Consider the following 18,238-nt stretch of genomic DNA (forward strand, 5'->3'; position numbering starts at 1 on the left):
AATGTTAATTTCGCCTAACATCTGTGCAATTTATGCTTAGACCTTAGTCTAATATCGTCTATATCTATACGATTCAGATCCATTTATGGCATAGTGTATTCCACTGTCTCCTCTCCCTTGATCCATTTGACATGAATACAAAACGCAATCTTTATAAAGACTTTGAACATCCTTTTGCGCAGTTTGTGCGAATTGTCGGTAAAGGGAAAAATGGTGCACGATCATTAACTTATGATGAAGCTTATCAAGCTTTTTCAATGATTTTGAAAAATGAAGTCTTAGACGTGCAACTTGGCGCATTTTTAATGTTGCTTCGGGTCAAAGAAGAGTCTGTAGATGAACTGACAGGTTTTGTCCAAGCGACCAAAGACCAATTGAATTTTCAGCCACTTGCTGTGGATTTAGATTGGTCATCTTATGCAGGTAAACGCAAGCATTACCCGTGGTTTTTATTGGCAGCATTAACACTTTCAAAGCATGGTTATAAAATCGTGATGCATGGTGCATCAGGCCATACCATGAACCGTGTGTATACTGAACAAGTCTTAGAATACTTGGGTTTTCCAATTTGCCAAAATGAAGCACAAGTCAAACAGCAACTAGACACCCAAAATTTTGCCTATTTGCCTTTAAATGCAATTTCTCCGATCTTGGCAGATTTGATCAATCTTAGAAATGTGATGGGTTTACGCTCCCCGATTCACACACTGGCTCGTTTGATTAATCCATTCAATGCCAAAGCAACCTTACAGGCAATTTTCCACCCTGCTTATCGTAGTTCGCACCAACAAGCTGCCTTTCAATTAGGTTATAAACATAGTGCTGTGATTAAAGGTGAAGGTGGCGAGTTTGAGCGCAATCCAGATGCCAAAACCCTTATCTGTGGTATTCAAGATGGTGAACTTTATGAACATGAATTGCCTAAATTAACCGATAACCGCAGCCCAACAGAAGAGCAGCTTGATCTCGCTATTTTTAAAGCAGTTTGGGAAGGTCAACAAGTACATGAATATGGAGAAATTGCCATCACTGAAACAATGGGCATTGCTTTATATACCATGGGTATTGTAAATAACTATCCAGAAGCCATAAGTAAAGCAAAGCATCTTTGGAACACACGTTTCTAATTTCATCTTCAAACAGCAGCGTGAACGTTATTGATCACGCTTTTGGATAAAATATAAATCAGCCCAATAGGGATAGCTCTTCCCTGAAGAATGAATATTGATAAGTTGCAACTGATCACCCATTTTGACATCAATATTATTGGGTTGATAAGGACCAGATAAATAAGCATCTTTTTGCTTTCCAATCAGACTGGAACAATACAGATGATGCGTTTTTATCTTTTTTGATGCATCGGCTGTATAAGCATTACGGATCTTTATACCAATTAACAACATGGGATAACCATCATTTTTAATTGATGTATATTGGGTGACTGGCGTTTGGAAATTTTGACTTGCAGTTACGGTAACATCTAATAGACATTGAATACTTCTTGCACCACTTGTTCGCTCTGCGAATGCACTGGTCGAAATTGCAGTGATACAGAATAAACTGAGTCGAGTTAGCTTTATCGTTTTTAATCGCGTTATTGTTTTGAGCAGCTTGAGCATTTTAACCTCTTTATCGTTTTTTAAGATTTTTATCATTCTGAATATCTTTATTACCTTATTACGCACTTCTCGATTGAACGTATTTATCGTTTTAATATCATCATGATTGAAACAGTTTAAATATTATTGTTTTTTAAATTGAGTGTTTGAATCACAAAGTGAAACTACTCTGTGATTCAAGGGATCTTTTGCTCAGTTAGATAAAACGAATCGGTTTAAATTCTGGCTCAGGCACATGCGAATCACATTCCTCTCCTTCTTCTTTATGCCCTTTATCGATATAACCTGTACGTTCTTTTTCAGGTATATTCTGATGTTCCCAAGCAATCACTGCTTGCATACAGGTTTGACGTTGCTCAGCAGTCAACGCCACACCATTTGGCCATTTACCAATTTCTACCGCAGTTTTTAAACGCTCAACAATGTCAGCATCTAAAATAGAAAGCATCTGTTCAATATTCATGGTCAATCCCGCTGAAAAGAATCAAAATCTTGATTCCAGCCAAGTTTAGTACGACAAGCCATATAGAAGTCATAACCTGGTGGATGTAAAAGTATTAGTTTGAATGGATGTTTACGAATATGCAAACTATCACCGACATTTAATGAAACGCTATGCTGACCATCGGCACTGACCATCGGCAACACACGGTTTTCACGGATCAATATCTTAATTTCGCTTTGCCCACCCACTACAATCGGTCTTGATGACAACGTATGTGGGTGCATTGGAACCAAAGCAATCGCATCCATACTTGGATGTAAAATTGGTCCACCACCAGATAAGGCATATGCCGTTGAACCTGTCGGGGTCGATACAATTAAACCATCACTGTGCTGGCGATAAACATATTGCCCATCAATGTTCAGCTCAAAATCAATCATATGTACAGATTTACCAGAATGAAGTACCACATCATTCAAAGCAATTGCATCATAAATTATTTCATTTTTACTGCGAATTTCAATTTCCAATAAAAAGCGACGATCAAGCTGGAACTCACCTTTTAAAACTTGATCTAACTTAAACAGCACTTCAGTGGGTTTAATATCTGTTAAAAAACCTAAGCGACCGCGGTTCACCCCAAGTACAGGAATATTGTATTTTACCAATGCACGTGCAGCATGTAATAAAGAACCATCACCACCCACGACAATAACCAAATCAACCACTTCACCGAGCAGATTCTTACTGACAGTTTGTGTATTGGTATAAGGTACAAGTTGTGCTGTAGCTGTATCAAAAACTGGATGCAGACCCAAACTTAATAAATGATCGTGTATAAGACAAAGCGTATCAACCACAGATGATTTATCTGGTCTTCCAATTAAACCGATATTACGAAAGGTCTTTGGTGAAATTTGCACAGATGCGGTAGCTCCACTGAAATTCTGAGATATAATAGCACTCTCAGTATATGTTTATAAAATCATTCATATACGAAAAATAACGAGAATGTTTAAAAAGCCTTTAAATTTGTGTATTTCACAGATTTATTATTGCAAAATTAAGAAAAGCTTCGCATGATTAGCGAAAATAAATTTGGGTATTATTATCTGTATATGAAGACCGAACGTGGTATAGGCTTAATTGCACTGATTTTTTGTGTATTAATTATTGCAGTATTTCTCGCATTTAGCGTCTACTTAATTCGCCTCGACAATGTTATTCGAGATAAGTTTGAAGGCAATCGCTGGGATATTCCTGCGAAAGTATTCGCTCGTCCATTAGAAATTTATGCAACTGCGCCAATTGCCCAAATAGAGTTTGAACAAGAGCTCAAATTACTCGGTTATAAAAACAGTGATAGTTATACCAAATCGGGAACCTATATTACCCAACCAAATACAATTTACGTGCATACACGTGGCTTTGACTTTGGTGACAGTGTAGATCCAGAACAAGTCCTACAGGTGACCTTTGCTGGTGATACAGTTACAGATGTAAAAGCCACCAAACCGACCAATACTGGAATCGCACGTCTAGAGCCAATGTTAATTGGTGGTATCTACCCGCAACACAATGAAGACCGTGTCCTCATCAAATTAAATAAAGTTCCTAAACCTTTGATTGAAGCATTAATCGCCACAGAGGATAGAAACTTTTATCGCCATCATGGTATTTCATTCCGTGGTACAGCGCGCGCGTTACTCAGTAATGTGGCTGGTGGTAAACGTCAAGGTGGTTCAACACTGACGCAACAGTTGGTTAAGAACTTTTTCTTAACCCCTGAAAAAACCTTAAAACGTAAAGTAAATGAAGCCCTGATGTCGCTGTTATTAGAGCTTCATTACAGTAAAGACGAAATTTTAGAAGCCTATTTAAATGAAGTGAATTTAGGTCAAAGTGGTAACTACTCTGTCAATGGTTATGGCTTGGCTTCACAATTCTATTTCGGCTTACCGCTCAGTGAATTAAATATTTCACAACAAGCATTTTTGGTCGGTTTAGTTCAAGGGCCTACCCTATTTAACCCTTGGAAAAATCCTGAAGGCGCAAAAAAACGTCGCGATATTGTGCTGAATAATATGTTGGTGATGGGATACTTAGACCAAGCGCAATATGAAAAAGAAATTGCACGTCCGCTCAATGTGGTTCGTAAACCAACATTAGGTACAGCAAGCTTCCCAGACTTCTTAGATATTGTACGTCGTCAACTTAAAACCGAATACCAAGAATCAGATTTAACCAATCAAGGCTTAAGAATTTTTACGACACTTGATCCAATTGCACAAACTAGAGTGCAAAAGAGCTTTAGAGAAACGGTGAGCCGTTTAGCCAGTGCGAACCCCGCAAGATTAAAAGACCTACAAGGTGCTGTTTTAGTTACCCGTCCTGAAAATGGCGAATTGATTGCCGCTGTTGGTTCAACCCAAGACTTTACTGGCTTTAACCGTACTGTAGATGCGAAACGTCAAGTGGGTTCTTTGCTTAAACCTGTGATTTATTTAAGTGCGTTGGAATCAGGTCGTTATAACTGGGCATCACAAATTGAAGATGCGCCAATTAGTTTACCTGTCAGTGGTAATCAAACCTGGACACCAAAGAACTATAGTGGAACAGGTCATGGCTATGTTCCGATGTCTCAAGCCTTAGCAAACTCATATAACTTGTCTGCTGTACGTTTAGGGAACGAATTTGGGATCTCTACATTTAGCAATAACTTGTCTAAATTTGGCGTAACTTCAAAGATTCCAAACTATCCGTCTATTTTCCTTGGTGCGGTTGATATGTCGCCAATGGAAGTGATGAGTATTTATGGTAACTTTGCAACAGGTGGATTTAAATATCCAACCAAAGCCATTCGTACTGTTGTAGATTCTAATGGTCGTTTATTGGAGCGTTTTGGTTTAAATGTACAACAGACTATAGACCCTTCTGCTGCCTTCTTATTGAACTTTGGCTTACAACAAGTCATGTCTGCGGGTACAGGTAAAGCGGCTTACAACACATTACCTGCTGATCTCAAACTTGCAGGAAAATCTGGTACAACCAACGATACCCGTGATTCTTGGTTTGCTGGATATTCAGGCAATAATTTAGCAGTGGTATGGTTAGGCTTAGACAACAATAAAATCACTGGGCTTACAGGTTCATCTGGTGCATTACCTGTCTGGATCAATGTCATGAAGCAATTACGCCAAAAACCAGTGAATTTACGTCAAACAGATGATATTTCATGGCAATGGATTGACTCTCGAACTGGGGAGCTTTCAGCACAAGGCTGTGAAGGCGCACTATATATTCCATTATTACGTCACACAGTTCCTAATCGTGCGACAGAGTGCGGAATGCCATATTATCAAGTTGATCCTCAATCCACGCCTGATACGCAACAAAACACTTCACAGCCGCATTCAAGTGATAGTATAGAAAACTATATTCGCGAAAGTGAAGACAGTTTAGATCAGGACTCAAGAGGTCATGTGATCTCAAGTGGTAGTTATAACAACTAATCTAAACATGTTGAATATACGGGTAAATTGGCTTTTAAATAGGAATTTGTGATGAAACGAAATGTAAGCACAATCGCTTATATTCTAAGTTTAAGCGGAATATTAACTTTGACTGGGTGTCAAACAACGCCCCAACAAAATTCTAAACCGAGCAAATCTGTTGAAAAGCCAAAATCTGAACAACCTGACCATCGGGTTGCAACACCAGATGGGGTAAAAATTACCCCTTATGAACGCCCTGAAATTAAACGTGAAAAAGTTCCTGTCGTGATTGCACCGCAATCCAAGCCTCAAACGCAAAAATTTGAGGATGGAGAAAATATCCCAGCATTTAAACAGCTCATCCAACAAACTCAAACTGCGTATCAAAAGGGCCAGTGGGATGAAGCTGAACGTTATGCAATCCATGCACAACGTATAGCACCACAATCGGCACAAGTGTTCTCTTATTTGGCTCAAATTGCCAATCAGAAGAAACAATATGCAAATGCTGAATCTCTAGCGCGACGTGGTTTAAGTTATGCGCAAAGTCCATCCCAGAAGAAAACCTTTTGGAATGTTATTTTACAGGCTGCTCAGCAATTAAAAAATCAACAGAGCATCGCAGAAGCGCAAAAACAGTTACAACGCTTATAACTGTTTAAGCCAATACCTCTGCTCGATTAAAAATTTCGAATCCCAGCAATCCCGTATGCATAATGCTGTTGTGCAATCACTAAATCAGCTTGGCTTAATCCCCCCAATGCAAAGACGGGTAAATCACAGGTCTTGGCATATTCAGCAAATTTTTCCCATCCAAGTGCATTGGCTTCAGGATGGGTCTGGGTTGCAAATACTGGACTTAACATCACAGCATCAAAACCCAATGTCTGTGCTCGCTGTAAAGATACCAAATCATGACATGCTGCTATACAACGTAGACCGATTGGTAACTGCTCGATGTGTAAATCCATCAATTGATGCTGTTTATAATGTACAGCAGCTATACTTTTTTGAAGATGTTCAGGCAACTGTTGCCATAGCTCTATATTGATGATCAAGCGAGATAAGGCATTTGCAGCTAACTGCGAAATTTGTGTTACAGCAACCTGATCTGCAGTCGTTCTAAAATAAAAAAATTGCGCGTTGTCATCTAGACTTTTTTCTATGCTCAATACTGAAAGATTGTCGGAGATTTTAATTTGATGCGCCCAGTACAAGTGTTGAATAATCGCTTGATTGGCTTTAGGGAAATTCAGCGCGAATAGTTGATCACGCCCATACCATGTCCAAGGTTTCTGAATATCATGTAAATATTGTTCAGGAACCGTGGCATGAAAAAGATGAAGAAACACTTCAACATCATCATAAACATGATGAATTACATCAAAAGCATGCCATTGCTGGATGCCAATTCCCACTTCCTCAAAGATCTCTCGACGACATGCTTCAACAGGCGTTTCCCCTGCTTCAATTTTGCCGCCAGGAAATTCATATTTATTGCCCTGATGCTGATCCGCATTGCGCCAACCGACCAACACTTTCCCACGATAAAGTAATAAAGCGATAGCCACATGAATACTGGGTTTAGACATAAAAATCGACACCTGAATTTTTAATGAATTGTAAGCAATTATAGAAATTTTATAAATGATAAAAATTATCGTTGACAGACCTATTCGATAATGATTATCATTTAAATCACTTAGACAGCACCCCACACGGAGTAACAATAATGAACGCACCTTTTAGCCTATTCACACGTAACACTGAAGCTCACCAATCTCTTCCGATGTTACATTCAAATAACTTATTTGCATTAGGGCGTGAAATTCGCATCATGCATGCTGGAGAAGAATATCGCTTACGTTTAACACGTAACAATCGTCTAATTTTGACCAAATAACTATAAAAACATTAAGTTAAAACAAAAAACGTGGGAACAAGCAGTATGAATCAGCGCATACTGCTTTTTAATTTTGTCAGCTGATTTTTTAATGCTTGTCTATAGATTTTTATACAACAACCTATCTCTATAAAACGATCTAATGAAATGCTAAACACTCAATAAAAATAACCGATTCAATCGCACAGCTTTAACGTAAATAAACACAAACGCTCAAACCGCCATATTTGGAAGCTGTAAACTGAATCTGTCCATGATGCAGATCGATCACCTTTTTACAAATTGACAAACCTAAGCCTGAACCTTGTGTTTTGGTCCCCAACGCTCGGTAAAAACGTTCACCTAAACGATCTAAGATATCTTGAGGAATACCCTCACCATCGTTTTGAATTTCAAAGCTATTGCTATTGTTTAAAGGTCCAATCTGAATATAAATATTGCCCTGTACTGGCGTATAACGAATCGCATTATCTACAAGATTGCGAATACAAATAAAAAGTAATTCTTCATTTACATAGACCTGAACATCTTCGCTTTGAATATGAATATGAATCTGAAGCTGCTTTTCGTCTATAAAAGGATCTAAACTATTTAACACATGCTGAGTCATTTGCTCCAGACTTATCCAAGTCTTCGGTAATTCACTGGCATCCGCTGGATCTAATCGGGCCAAAAGCAAAAGATTTTCAAGAACCAGTGTTCCTCGATTCACATCATTTTGAATACTATTGAGTTGCTGATAAATCTCAGGGACCTCGGCATATTTGCGTTGTAATAACTGCAAACGCATTTGTATCGCAGAAAGTGGCGAACGTAATTCATGTGATGCATCTGCGGTAAAGCGTTGTTCAGCAATTAGAGCTTGATCCAGTCGCGCAAGCATTTGATTGAGCTGATTGACCATCGGCTCAAGTTCTTTAAATGCAGGCTGTTGCTGAATTAAGCTGAGATCATTGGCATTTTTCTCTGCAATTTCTGTTGAAAGCAGTTGAATAGATTTAAATTGTTTTTTAACTGAGAAATGTAAAATCAGCCATTGCACCAACCAGAGACTCAATAAAACCAATAAATAGCTGATAAAACTTTGCAATAAGTCTTTAAAACGGACACTTAAGGGCTGTACAACATAGACGCTTAACTGAGAATCCTGATCAATCGCTCGGTAGCTACGTAACAACTTATTTTCTGCCCAAATAAATGCATATCCATTGTCTTCACTCTTAGCCAGAAGATTGGCTTGACCTTGTTGCAAATCAAATTCAGGTGATTGGGTCAGCATCACCACACCATTCATCAATCGATATTGAATATCAAATTCATCACTTAACTCATCCAATTGAAAACCAGACGTCGCGCTTAAATCTGAGATCAGAAGCATATCTGCAACTTCATCCATGATTTCATCTTGTACGTTCATATTGTGATAAATCGAAAGACTGACCAGAAGTACCAGCGCAAAAATACCGGCCACAATTGAACTGAGCATTGAAGTCTTAATCAGCTTAGCTTGTAGTGATACTGCCTGCGTCATATTCATCCTATTGAAATCATTAAAAGTACTCGGTGAAATACTCAATCTTGCTCTTTATTCATACGATAGCCCAAGCCACGGATTGTTTTGATCAAATGTCCACCGATCTTCTTACGCAATTGATAGATATAAACTTCAATCGCATTACTTTCAATTTCATCTCCCCAAGCATAAAGTGATTCTTCCAATTGCTCACGTGTCACAATATGTTCAGGCTTTTGCATCAATTTATATAAAATTTGAAATTCTTTTGCGGTGAGATGAACAACTTGCTGATCCTGAAATACCGTTTTCGCTTGAGTATCTAATACTAAATTTTCATATTTTATTTCATGTAAATTTGTGACTTGGGTTTGTCTGAGTTGTGCCCGTACTCGGGCAGATAATTCTTCTAAACTAAAAGGCTTTACCAAATAATCATTTGCGCCGAGATCTAAACCTTGCACACGATCTTGAATACTGTCTCTTGCGGTAAGAAAAATCACTGGAATTTCTGGAAATTGACGTTTTAACAGTTTAAGAATTTCATCGCCAGTGGCTTTGGGCAAACCACGATCTAGCAAGATGCAATCATATTGATGCTGTTCTATGGCTAAAATTGCATGATCACCACGTTCGACCCAATCTATATTGTAGCCATCCATTTCCAACCAAGATTTAATACTTTCAGCTTGTGAACTATCATCTTCAGCGAGCAAAATTCGCATAGACCATCTCTCTTTTAGGCAGATAAAGCCTTGATCAAAATAAAATCTGCAGTTTGTTGCTGTTCATACTTGTTGAACATAGGTAAAGACCACATGCATACACATGTAGTCTTACAGAATATAACGAGAATCTGCGGTGATTTGTTTTAATGGATAAAATAATTAAAAATTCACGGCATCCACATCAATTTCTACACGTTTTGTCGGTTTATAATCGATATCGACCTCACCAAACAATGTCACTGTAGCATTTGCCGCGATCGGTTTACCTTGCCATAATTCATCATCAATATCGACAGTAATGCTACCTGTGCTATCACGGAATTGATATTTTTCATCACCGATTGCTTTGACTACATTGCCACGAAGCTGCACTTTGGTATCATCTTTCAATGTTAAAGCTTGTTTTACTGTGGTTAAACTTGGTGTAAGCGCTGATTGATTTACCGCTGTGTTTGCAGTAGCAAAACTTGTTAAACCAATCAAGCTTGTGGTTAAAATTGTTTTCGCAATGACGTTCATTGTTGTGTCCTCATATCGGTTCATCGTTTCGATAGAAGCATTAAAACAAACCAACATGAGGTGAATCTTAGGATTTCTTCATTTGCTATTTTAAGTCAAAATTAATTTAAAGGCACAACTCTGAGGACTTCTTCCAGCGTTGTTACGCCTTCCAATACTTTACGCGCACCAGCAATTCTTAATGGTTCAATACCCTCTTTTTTTGCCTGCATTTTTAAATCATCTAAAGTCACGCCCGCACTAATTCGCTGCTTTGCTTCAAGGCTAATCGGCATAAACTCGTAAATCCCGACACGACCTTTATAACCTGTTTGACGGCATTCCTCACACCCAACTGCTTTATATACAAAATTAGGCATTTTGGTCTGATAGCCAAATGTCAAATGCTTCCACTCTTGTTCATTGATAAAGGTTTCTTGTTTGCAATGAGGGCAAAGCTTACGCACTAAACGCTGAGCCAATACTCCCAAAATCGTTGCAGCGGTTAAAAAAGGCTGCACGCCTAAATCATGCAAACGTGTCAGACTTGATGGTGCATCATTTGTATGCAAAGTTGAAAGCACTAAATGACCTGTTAATGCTGCCTGAATCGCCATGTTGGCAGTATCTTGGTCACGAATTTCTCCAACCATAATAATATCTGGATCTTGACGCATCAAAGCACGGATACCATCAGCAAAACCGAGCTCAATCCCTTGATTGACCTGCATCTGGTTAAAGCTTGGCTCCAACATCTCAATCGGATCTTCAATGGTACAGACATTCACTTGTTCGGTTGCCAATTGTTTTAATGAAGAATAAAGCGTGGTGGTTTTACCTGAACCTGTGGGGCCAGTCACCAAAATAATGCCATGACTATGTTGCGTTAAAGCATGCCACTGTGCCAATAAATGTTCATCAAAACCCAATTGTTGAAAACTTCGTACCAAAACTTCTGGGTCGAAAATACGCATCACTAACTTTTCACCAAAAGCAGTCGGCAATGTTGAAAGACGTAGCTCGGTTTCTTGCCCTTTCGGTGTCCGTGTTTTTAAACGCCCATCCTGCGGTTTACGTTTTTCTGCAACATTCATACGACCTAAAATTTTAATCCGTGAAATAACTGCGGTTAAGGTATTGGCTGGCATATTATAAATCGTATGCAGTACCCCATCGATACGAAAACGAATTTTGCCTTTTTCCTTACGCGGTTCTAAGTGAATATCACTTGCGCCTTGCTCAAAAGCAAACTGTAAAACCCAATCGACCAGTTTCACAATATGCTGATCATTGGCATCAGGATTCTGGGTATCACCCAATTGTAAAAGTGCTTCTACACCTTTATTTTCTTTATCATAGGCACTGGATTTTTGCGAATTGCTGACCGCTTTACTGACTTGATAATACTCAGTTAAATAGCGTTGTAATAACTCAGGATTTAATACTACTTTTTCAATTTTTTTTGGGCTTAAACTACGTTCTAAATTATGTACCCAATCCGTCATAAAAGGCTGTGCTGTACCAATCAGAATTTTATCGGCACTGACCTCAACTGCTAAAATTTTATTTCTTATTGCAAACTCTTGCGACATGACATTGGTTAGTGAAGTCACATCGGCCTTTAACGGATCAATCGTAAATGAATTGAGTTCGGCTTTTTCAGCTAACCATTCTGTCAGCGTGGTCAATGTTAGTCTTTTAACTGGATTTTTAGCATCGACGAGCTTAAAGCTGGCTATCCATTGCAAAGGATGCCACTTTAACTGATCGCGTTGTCGATGCGTGGTTTGTACCAATAGTTTTTCACGTTCTGTAATACGACCATCTTTTAATAATTGTTCTAAACACCAAGCTGTATCGATTTCAAAATTAAATTGCATTGTTATATCCCCGAAACTCAATCTACTATAACAAAATTAATTGTTGTATTTCTTGGATTTTCTAAATTCAACAATGTATTTAACGCATGGCTAAGAAATAAACTTTTGTTTTTCTAAAACTTTGCGATACATTGAAATCATTCTATTAATTCATGGTCTTATTTGGAGAGTACTATGAATTTTATATCGCTCTATCCATTTTCATTTGGCTCATATACCGATTTCCTCACCATCATTGCGGCTGCATTGGGTTGTGGTCTACTTATCGGTCTTGAACGTGAACGAAGTCAGCAACGTGAAAATCAAAATAGTTTTGCGGGTTTAAGGTCATTTGCCATTTGCGCTTTACTTGGCGCTGTTTGCTTTTTGTTTGGTCCCTATTTTGGCATTGCGGGTGCATTCATTACAGGTGGTATCGTCATTTATTCTTTAAAGAATCAAACTGATGATCCTGGTGTAACCACTGAAATTGCATTTATCCTCACTTATTTTATCGGTGGAATGTGCGTTTGGAATATTTCTTTTGCTGCAGGTTTATCGGTCATCCTCACCGCCTTGTTGATGACTAAACATTCTATGCATGGCATTGCTGGAAAATGGATTACAGAATCTGAATTTAAAGATGGAATTTTCTTACTGGCATTGTTATTAATTGCATTGCCACTGACACCAAACAAAGCTTTATGGGGTGCTGTGCTTAACCCCTATGTTATTTTAAAATTACTCACCTTAATTTTGGCGGTGCAAGCACTTGCACATATTGCCAAACGATTATTGTCATCAAAAAATGCCATGCTGTTGTCTTCGCTTGCTTCAGGTTTTGTTTCCAGTACCGCTACCATTGCCAGCTTAGGATTAGAAGTCAGAAATGGACGTGCAGATGCCAAAGCCAATGCAGGAGCAGCATTAATGTCTTGCGTGGCAACCCTACTACAACTCATGATTATTGTGATTGGTGTCAGTATTACTTGGTTCAAACTCATTGTACTGCCCAGCCTAATCGCTATCGCGATCCTGACCATTTTTGCCTTATGGTTTATGCGTCATACACAACCGATTGAAAATAATCAGCTTGTAGATAGTCGTATGTTTAGTCTAAAAGAAGCAGCCATTATTGCAGCGTCGTTAACCTTGATTCAGGCGGGTGTATATGGGCTAAATCTTATATTGGGTGATGCGGGTTTAATTGCCGGTACGCTTTTGGCCTCATTATTTGAAATTCATGGCGCTTTGGCCACAATTGTCATTCAGGGAGAACCGAGTAATCACATCTTATCTCTCGCCTTTGTTTTAGGTTTAGCAGCACATGCCATTGCGAAATCAATCAATGCATTTTTAAGTGGTGGCAGCCGCTATGCCTTGATCTTTGCTCCAATTCAAATTTTGCATATGACGATGTTTATCATCGTTTTTGTTTGGGTTCTTCAATATTAGAAGCACTTTTTTTTGCGAGGATGAAATTGAAATCAACAAAATCATTTTAAGCTTTCGATCAATATATAATTATAAAAATTAACAGAATTTTAACTTTTCATCAAAAAAACATTGAAAAATTAAAATGTTTAAATATGATGACAGCGAGAATTTTATACTCATAAATTTTAATATTTTATAATTTGGAATAATTCATGAAAATTAAATTACTGTCTTTTACCATCATTTCTTCATTATTTTTAACCGCATGTGGAGGTGATTCAGATGCTGGGGATTATACAACAAACAACGAATCTGAATGGTTTGGATATGAAACTGGCGGTTCAACTCAAGACATTAACCTCTTTACTAAAGTAAAGTTTAGCTTTAACAATAAGCAGATGTACATCAATGGTGAATATAACGTTGATGGTTCAACACAGTTCCTTTCATCTGATCTTTTAAGTGATTATTTAGCAACAGATGGGCTCTATGACGCGCCTAAAAGTAAAACTGATTTGGGCTATCAATATGCAACATTGAAATCGAAAACAGCGACAGTTTGGACATTTACACCCTATTCATCACGTAACTATAACCAATTGGAATTAACTGAAAAATTTGAAACAGTCAACTTAACAGGCAAAGCAATTAGTCCATATATCAATGGATTTGAGCATTATGCTGGCTCAAATATTGCGCTTAGCTCAATAGTTGGCGCTTATTCTTCATATTATGTGCAAAAACTTAAAGGCAAAACATTCCCATCTGGATCAACGTGTTTAAGATCAATTTCCTCTTCAACAAATACAAACTTCGCTGATCTTTATTCAGACAATCGTCTGAATAATTACAACCCATCAAAATATTTTAAAGATGGTTATATTTCAACGACACTAGGAAAATTCAACTTAGATTTATCCCGAGACATGCAATTGAATACATCGGTTGATGCCGTAGCTAAAATCGGCTCTGACTATTACCCTGCAAACTATTACACTGCGGGTGAATATGACATACTTGCAAGCCAAATTAAGCAATATGAACGAGATTATCAAGATGCTGTTGCTGAGTTTGGTAAAAACAGTATAAATGCTCAGTTAGCAGAAGCTTATCTAAATGGCTTAAAGTCAGAATGTACGCTGTTTAACAAAACAGCAAGTGTTGCAATTGATGCTGTAAAATAAAAGATATTCTTTTATATAGCACTGACTAAATCTTATTTTAGTCAGTGCTTAAAATAATTTACTTGTTTCATTTTGTAGCTAGAAAAACAACAAAGTTAAAAATCACAGCCTATTTAACAAAATCTACAACCGTCTATTTCACAACACCCTAACGATATTTGCCAAATACTTTCCAGAGATTGTTATCCGCTAAAGGATCAGCATAGCTATCATTACGTGGCTTGCGCGGCTTATCACGGGCATCCACCAATTCAAAATCTTTTTCAGTGCTCAGCACTAAACCATTCACATAAAATCGTGTTCTCGTATATTCACTTTGTCCAAACTGAAAAATATAGGTTCTTAAATCAATGAATTCACGATGCGCAACCAAGGCTGCGGTATCATCACTGTTTAACCACTGCGACATATTTTTAATTTGGCTGGGTTCAAATTGCCCACATTTTTCAACCAGTGAAGCAATCCCACGAAAAGTTTTTGATTCTTTGGCACGGGTTTTATTAATTCGAATCCGATCTACATGAAAAAAGAACAAAGGTAAATTTAAATGGCTGGGTAATTGAGCAACATCTAAAGCCTCATCCTGCATAAAAGGTTGATACAAGGTTTGTGCCCTTTCAAGCAACCCAAGCCACTGTTTATAGTAAGCCTCTACTGCGGATTGGGTTCCATAATAAATTGGCAAACCTTCAACATTGCTCAAGTCTACAGGCGGCCAAATATTTTGGCGTAATAATGCAATATCACTTTTCAAGCTTTGTATGGCAATCGCATCTTGCATTATCTACTCCTTGAGTATTTATTAAGCTTAGGCTATTTGAGTATGCTATAGTTATATCAATGAAACAAGTCTATGAAAAGGAATGATAATGTCCGAAAATAATGATTTTTTTGAAGAAACTGAAGAAGTTGAATCTGACGAATACTTTTATGAGCGTGCTGATGAATTTATTGCTCTCGCCAATCAATTTGCAGATCAAAATCAACAAGTTTCACACCTAACAGCACATCCTGGAAAGATCAGTGCTTCATTTATGTATGCCAATGCCCGTTATAGTATTTGGCATGCAGCTTGTGCCTACAATCAAGCACCAGATTTTAAAGCGGATCGCCAAGTCATCTTAGACTATTATGTGGAACAATTTAAACTCATGCTTGAAGATCATCTCGATGAATATCAAGAAAATTTTGACAGCTATTTTGCAAATTCAGATACAGAAGAAGTAAAGCGTTTCGTTTAACTCTTGGATTGCCTATAATAGCCCACCAATGAAATACGCTATGTGGAAAAGTCATGTCTCAAAAAATCGATGCTACTGATGTCACCGAAGAAGAAGCTTTAAATGCTGTTTTTTTTGAGCGTGCGGATGAGTTTATCAAACAAGCCAATGAGTTTTGCCGCCCAGCGAAAGGACAGCAACCTAAGCCAGAAGAACTTCGTGGACAAGTCAGCTCAGCAATGCTCTTCGCTACTGCACGTTTTAATACCTGGGTTGCTGCAAACACCTTTAAAGATGGTGATGAAATGCGTGACGCCAAAGAACAAGTCATGTCTTATATATTGCAACAATTCCAAATGATGCTTGAAGACAATTATGATGAGTATTGTGAGCAGTTTGAAAATTATCTCCGTTTCCGTAAAAACGAAGATTTTCATACCCACAAACATGATCAAGATAGCCATGATCATCAACACTGATTGAGATAAATCATCTTAGATTGATCTAAGCATTGATAAAATAGCCTCTTCAATGAGGTTATTTTTTTATAACAATCTTTCGGCAGTCATCCCTAAAACAATAAAATCAACTGATCCTCCCAATGACCTTATCCCATAAATTTACCAAGTGACAATATTCACCTTTTATAAAATTCATGTATTGTATTTTGATAATAAATAACAATTTGGACGTTATATGCAAGATTTGAATTTTCCAATCATTGACCCACATATTCACCAGTGGGATCCCTACAACACCCCTCATGCAGCAGCATTTGCGGTAAAGCTTTTGGGCAAGCGCCCATTCCTACTCGATAAAATGGTGCGTTTAGTCAAAGCTAAAGATTTGATTGAAACGGTTGGACTGACGGAACACATTACCCGCCCCTATTTACCACAAGACTATAAACATGATCTTGGCTCATATACGGTCGAACAAGTGGTGCATATTGAAGCCAGTTGGGCCAAACAGAAAGGCAAAGGTGTCGTAGGTGAAACAGAATTTATTGAATCCTTACCCTTTAATGAAAACACCGTAAAGCTCGGTGGCATCGTGGCTACCGCAGACCCTTGTGATCCTAATTTCAAGAAGATTTTAAAGTTACACCAAAAAGCATCTAAACGTTTGCGCGGTATACGCCGCATGGCTGCCTTTCATGAAGATAAAGGCGTGCATAATTGGACGGATCTCCCGCACCTGTATACCGAGAAAAAGTTCTTAAAAGGCTTTGAACAACTCGCGCAACATAATCTGAGTTTTGATGCTTGGGTGTATTCTCATCAAATTCCCGATGTAATTGAGCTGGCAAAAAAGTTCCCAGAAACCTCGATTGTTTTAGACCACTTTGGTACACCAGCAGGTCTGTTTGGTAAAATTGGACAAAATACAGGCTTGTCTAAAACAGCGCGTGAAAATATTTTTTATCAGTGGCAAGACGCTATTGCTGAATTATCTGCTTATCCAAATGTATATACCAAAATGTCTGGTCTATTTATGCCAGTGCTTGGTCATCAATTTTATAAGAAAAAACAACTGGCCTCTAAACAACAAATCATTGATCTTGTTGCACCACTGATTCTGCATGCTTTAGAAAGTTTTGGCACCTATCGGGTGATGTTTGCTTCCAATTTCCCAATGGATCGAGTCAATACCAGTCTGGTGAATATCATTGATGCGTTTAGTGATATTGTGATGCAATATGATGAAAATGCACTGGAAAAGATCTTCCACCATAATGCCAAACAATTCTATCGTTTGTAATTTTACAAGATAAAAGAGGTGTTTATTTAAACACCTCTTTAAACTTATTTACCGATACACATAATTTTTAAGTATAGAGGTTTAATTGAACTGCGAAAGAAAGGCTTGAATTGCATGTCGTGCAATTTCAGCATCTTCAAATGATTTCACTCCAGAAATACCCACGGCACCAACCAACTGACCTTGATACAAAATAGGCTCACCACCTTCCAACATCCCTGAACCGCTCTGCATGGTTAAAAATCCCATTTGACCATTTTTGATAAGTGTCTCATATGATCCCGACGGTCTACGACTTAATGCAGAGCATCTGGCTTTGTCCAAACAGAATTTCGACGTCAATGCAGAAGCGCCGTCCATACGCTTCATTGCCAATAAATTGCCCGTTTCATCAACGATAGCAATACTGACATTAAAAGCATGATCAATTGCATATTGATGTGCTTTATTCAATAAAAACTCTGCATCAGATAAGGTTAAATAGTGTTTGGTTTGCATATTTTCTTCCTGAATTATAATGTCTAAAATCACAAAAAAGCCTGTAGTCTAAGGACTACAGGCTTTTATTCTAAATCAA

19 protein-coding genes are annotated in these 18,238 nt (G+C 38.0%); 9 read left to right on the forward strand and 10 right to left on the reverse strand.

Annotated features, from left to right (window positions below; all coding sequences use genetic code 11):
• The first annotated feature begins 131 nt into the window (after nucleotides 1-131).
• Complete coding sequence (locus ASC84_RS14605) at nucleotides 132-1,127, forward strand: glycosyl transferase family protein (protein ID WP_056515997.1); 996 nt, start codon at nucleotides 132-134, stop codon at nucleotides 1,125-1,127.
• Between the two features lie 27 nt (nucleotides 1,128-1,154).
• On the opposite strand, the gene ASC84_RS14610 is transcribed toward ASC84_RS14605, so the two are convergent.
• The 3 genes from ASC84_RS14610 to ASC84_RS14620 form a co-directional block, all read right to left on the reverse strand.
• Nucleotides 1,155-1,619, reverse strand: coding sequence for a hypothetical protein (locus ASC84_RS14610; protein WP_056516468.1), 465 nt, complete (start codon nucleotides 1,617-1,619; stop codon nucleotides 1,155-1,157).
• 196 nt (nucleotides 1,620-1,815) lie between these two features.
• A complete protein-coding gene (locus ASC84_RS14615; RefSeq protein ID WP_004721875.1) occupies nucleotides 1,816-2,082 on the reverse strand; it encodes a YeaC family protein in 267 nt (88 codons plus the stop codon).
• Between the two features lie 2 nt (nucleotides 2,083-2,084).
• Complete coding sequence (locus ASC84_RS14620; protein ID WP_042140791.1) at nucleotides 2,085-3,023, reverse strand: NAD(+) kinase; 939 nt, start codon at nucleotides 3,021-3,023, stop codon at nucleotides 2,085-2,087.
• 159 nt (nucleotides 3,024-3,182) lie between these two features.
• Here ASC84_RS14620 and mrcB point away from each other — a divergent pair, with 159 nt between their 5' ends.
• Both mrcB and ASC84_RS14630 read left to right on the forward strand, forming a co-directional pair.
• A complete protein-coding gene (gene mrcB, locus ASC84_RS14625) occupies nucleotides 3,183-5,576 on the forward strand; it encodes a penicillin-binding protein 1B (RefSeq protein WP_056516471.1) in 2,394 nt (797 codons plus the stop codon).
• Nucleotides 5,577-5,627: 51 nt separating this feature from the next.
• Nucleotides 5,628-6,212: a lipopolysaccharide assembly protein LapB gene (locus tag ASC84_RS14630; RefSeq protein ID WP_056515998.1), complete on the forward strand. Its 585-nt coding sequence runs from the start codon at nucleotides 5,628-5,630 to the stop codon at nucleotides 6,210-6,212.
• A gap of 26 nt (nucleotides 6,213-6,238) precedes the next feature.
• Here ASC84_RS14630 and ASC84_RS14635 read toward each other — a convergent pair whose 3' ends face one another.
• Complete coding sequence (locus tag ASC84_RS14635; protein WP_056516000.1) at nucleotides 6,239-7,150, reverse strand: NUDIX domain-containing protein; 912 nt, start codon at nucleotides 7,148-7,150, stop codon at nucleotides 6,239-6,241.
• A gap of 140 nt (nucleotides 7,151-7,290) precedes the next feature.
• On the opposite strand from ASC84_RS14635, the gene hemP reads away from it, so the two are divergent.
• Entirely contained in the window at nucleotides 7,291-7,461 is a 171-nt protein-coding gene (gene hemP, locus ASC84_RS14640) for a hemin uptake protein HemP (protein ID WP_004721884.1), read from the forward strand.
• Between the two features lie 190 nt (nucleotides 7,462-7,651).
• Here hemP and ASC84_RS14645 read toward each other — a convergent pair whose 3' ends face one another.
• The 4 genes from ASC84_RS14645 to ASC84_RS14660 all read right to left on the reverse strand — a co-directional run bounded on the left by ASC84_RS14645 (nucleotide 7,652) and on the right by ASC84_RS14660 (nucleotide 12,080).
• A complete protein-coding gene (locus ASC84_RS14645) occupies nucleotides 7,652-8,992 on the reverse strand; it encodes a sensor histidine kinase KdpD (RefSeq protein WP_056516003.1) in 1,341 nt (446 codons plus the stop codon).
• Between the two features lie 41 nt (nucleotides 8,993-9,033).
• Nucleotides 9,034-9,699 carry a response regulator transcription factor gene (locus ASC84_RS14650; protein ID WP_004721888.1) on the reverse strand — a complete coding sequence of 222 codons (666 nt, stop codon included), beginning with the start codon at nucleotides 9,697-9,699 and terminating at the stop codon, nucleotides 9,034-9,036.
• A gap of 162 nt (nucleotides 9,700-9,861) precedes the next feature.
• The gene (locus ASC84_RS14655) at nucleotides 9,862-10,221 is read right to left on the reverse strand and encodes a NirD/YgiW/YdeI family stress tolerance protein (RefSeq protein ID WP_004721890.1); all 360 of its coding nucleotides are present in this window, start codon (nucleotides 10,219-10,221) and stop codon (nucleotides 9,862-9,864) included.
• Between the two features lie 101 nt (nucleotides 10,222-10,322).
• Nucleotides 10,323-12,080 (reverse strand): GspE/PulE family protein, encoded by a 1,758-nt coding sequence (locus ASC84_RS14660; RefSeq protein WP_056516006.1) that lies wholly within the window; start codon nucleotides 12,078-12,080, stop codon nucleotides 10,323-10,325.
• 174 nt (nucleotides 12,081-12,254) lie between these two features.
• On the opposite strand from ASC84_RS14660, the gene ASC84_RS14665 reads away from it, so the two are divergent.
• Complete coding sequence (locus tag ASC84_RS14665) at nucleotides 12,255-13,514, forward strand: MgtC/SapB family protein (protein WP_056516007.1); 1,260 nt, start codon at nucleotides 12,255-12,257, stop codon at nucleotides 13,512-13,514.
• Nucleotides 13,515-13,708: 194 nt separating this feature from the next.
• Nucleotides 13,709-14,680, forward strand: a complete 972-nt coding sequence (locus ASC84_RS14670; RefSeq protein WP_056516011.1) for a hypothetical protein — start codon at nucleotides 13,709-13,711, stop codon at nucleotides 14,678-14,680.
• Nucleotides 14,681-14,828: 148 nt separating this feature from the next.
• Here the strand turns inward: ASC84_RS14670 and ASC84_RS14675 are convergent, their stop codons facing one another.
• Complete coding sequence (locus tag ASC84_RS14675; protein ID WP_004721894.1) at nucleotides 14,829-15,461, reverse strand: hypothetical protein; 633 nt, start codon at nucleotides 15,459-15,461, stop codon at nucleotides 14,829-14,831.
• 88 nt (nucleotides 15,462-15,549) lie between these two features.
• Between ASC84_RS14675 and ASC84_RS14680 the strand changes: the two genes are divergently transcribed.
• The 3 genes from ASC84_RS14680 (at nucleotide 15,550) to ASC84_RS14690 (ending at nucleotide 17,661) form a co-directional block, all read left to right on the forward strand.
• Nucleotides 15,550-15,921, forward strand: a complete 372-nt coding sequence (locus ASC84_RS14680) for a DUF3144 domain-containing protein (RefSeq protein ID WP_056516013.1) — start codon at nucleotides 15,550-15,552, stop codon at nucleotides 15,919-15,921.
• A 53-nt stretch (nucleotides 15,922-15,974) separates the two neighbouring features.
• Complete coding sequence (locus ASC84_RS14685) at nucleotides 15,975-16,379, forward strand: DUF3144 domain-containing protein (protein WP_056516017.1); 405 nt, start codon at nucleotides 15,975-15,977, stop codon at nucleotides 16,377-16,379.
• 217 nt (nucleotides 16,380-16,596) lie between these two features.
• Nucleotides 16,597-17,661, forward strand: coding sequence for an amidohydrolase (locus ASC84_RS14690; protein ID WP_056516019.1), 1,065 nt, complete (start codon nucleotides 16,597-16,599; stop codon nucleotides 17,659-17,661).
• Nucleotides 17,662-17,742: 81 nt separating this feature from the next.
• Here ASC84_RS14690 and ASC84_RS14695 read toward each other — a convergent pair whose 3' ends face one another.
• The gene (locus ASC84_RS14695; protein WP_034612206.1) at nucleotides 17,743-18,159 is read right to left on the reverse strand and encodes a heme-binding protein; all 417 of its coding nucleotides are present in this window, start codon (nucleotides 18,157-18,159) and stop codon (nucleotides 17,743-17,745) included.
• Between the last annotated feature and the right edge of the window lie 79 nt (nucleotides 18,160-18,238).

This window comes from Acinetobacter sp. Root1280 (assembly GCF_001425285.1).
In the GTDB taxonomy this organism is placed as follows: domain Bacteria; phylum Pseudomonadota; class Gammaproteobacteria; order Pseudomonadales; family Moraxellaceae; genus Acinetobacter; species Acinetobacter guillouiae.

What these genes read in the sequence shown, in the direction of transcription:
- hemP (WP_004721884.1), top strand. Translation starts at nt 7,291, where the DNA reads ATGAACGCACCTTTTAGCCTATTCACACGTAACACTGAAGCTCACCAA.
- mrcB (WP_056516471.1), top strand. Translation starts at nt 3,183, where the DNA reads ATGAAGACCGAACGTGGTATAGGCTTAATTGCACTGATTTTTTGTGTA.
- ASC84_RS14615 (WP_004721875.1), bottom strand. Translation starts at nt 2,082, where the DNA reads ATGAATATTGAACAGATGCTTTCTATTTTAGATGCTGACATTGTTGAG.
- ASC84_RS14690 (WP_056516019.1), top strand. Translation starts at nt 16,597, where the DNA reads ATGCAAGATTTGAATTTTCCAATCATTGACCCACATATTCACCAGTGG.
- ASC84_RS14650 (WP_004721888.1), bottom strand. Translation starts at nt 9,699, where the DNA reads ATGCGAATTTTGCTCGCTGAAGATGATAGTTCACAAGCTGAAAGTATT.
- ASC84_RS14610 (WP_056516468.1), bottom strand. Translation starts at nt 1,619, where the DNA reads ATGCTCAAGCTGCTCAAAACAATAACGCGATTAAAAACGATAAAGCTA.
- ASC84_RS14685 (WP_056516017.1), top strand. Translation starts at nt 15,975, where the DNA reads ATGTCTCAAAAAATCGATGCTACTGATGTCACCGAAGAAGAAGCTTTA.
- ASC84_RS14680 (WP_056516013.1), top strand. Translation starts at nt 15,550, where the DNA reads ATGTCCGAAAATAATGATTTTTTTGAAGAAACTGAAGAAGTTGAATCT.
- ASC84_RS14695 (WP_034612206.1), bottom strand. Translation starts at nt 18,159, where the DNA reads ATGCAAACCAAACACTATTTAACCTTATCTGATGCAGAGTTTTTATTG.
- ASC84_RS14660 (WP_056516006.1), bottom strand. Translation starts at nt 12,080, where the DNA reads ATGCAATTTAATTTTGAAATCGATACAGCTTGGTGTTTAGAACAATTA.
- ASC84_RS14605 (WP_056515997.1), top strand. Translation starts at nt 132, where the DNA reads ATGAATACAAAACGCAATCTTTATAAAGACTTTGAACATCCTTTTGCG.
- ASC84_RS14630 (WP_056515998.1), top strand. Translation starts at nt 5,628, where the DNA reads ATGAAACGAAATGTAAGCACAATCGCTTATATTCTAAGTTTAAGCGGA.
- ASC84_RS14645 (WP_056516003.1), bottom strand. Translation starts at nt 8,992, where the DNA reads ATGACGCAGGCAGTATCACTACAAGCTAAGCTGATTAAGACTTCAATG.
- ASC84_RS14635 (WP_056516000.1), bottom strand. Translation starts at nt 7,150, where the DNA reads ATGTCTAAACCCAGTATTCATGTGGCTATCGCTTTATTACTTTATCGT.
- ASC84_RS14675 (WP_004721894.1), bottom strand. Translation starts at nt 15,461, where the DNA reads ATGCAAGATGCGATTGCCATACAAAGCTTGAAAAGTGATATTGCATTA.
- ASC84_RS14670 (WP_056516011.1), top strand. Translation starts at nt 13,709, where the DNA reads ATGAAAATTAAATTACTGTCTTTTACCATCATTTCTTCATTATTTTTA.
- ASC84_RS14665 (WP_056516007.1), top strand. Translation starts at nt 12,255, where the DNA reads ATGAATTTTATATCGCTCTATCCATTTTCATTTGGCTCATATACCGAT.
- ASC84_RS14655 (WP_004721890.1), bottom strand. Translation starts at nt 10,221, where the DNA reads ATGAACGTCATTGCGAAAACAATTTTAACCACAAGCTTGATTGGTTTA.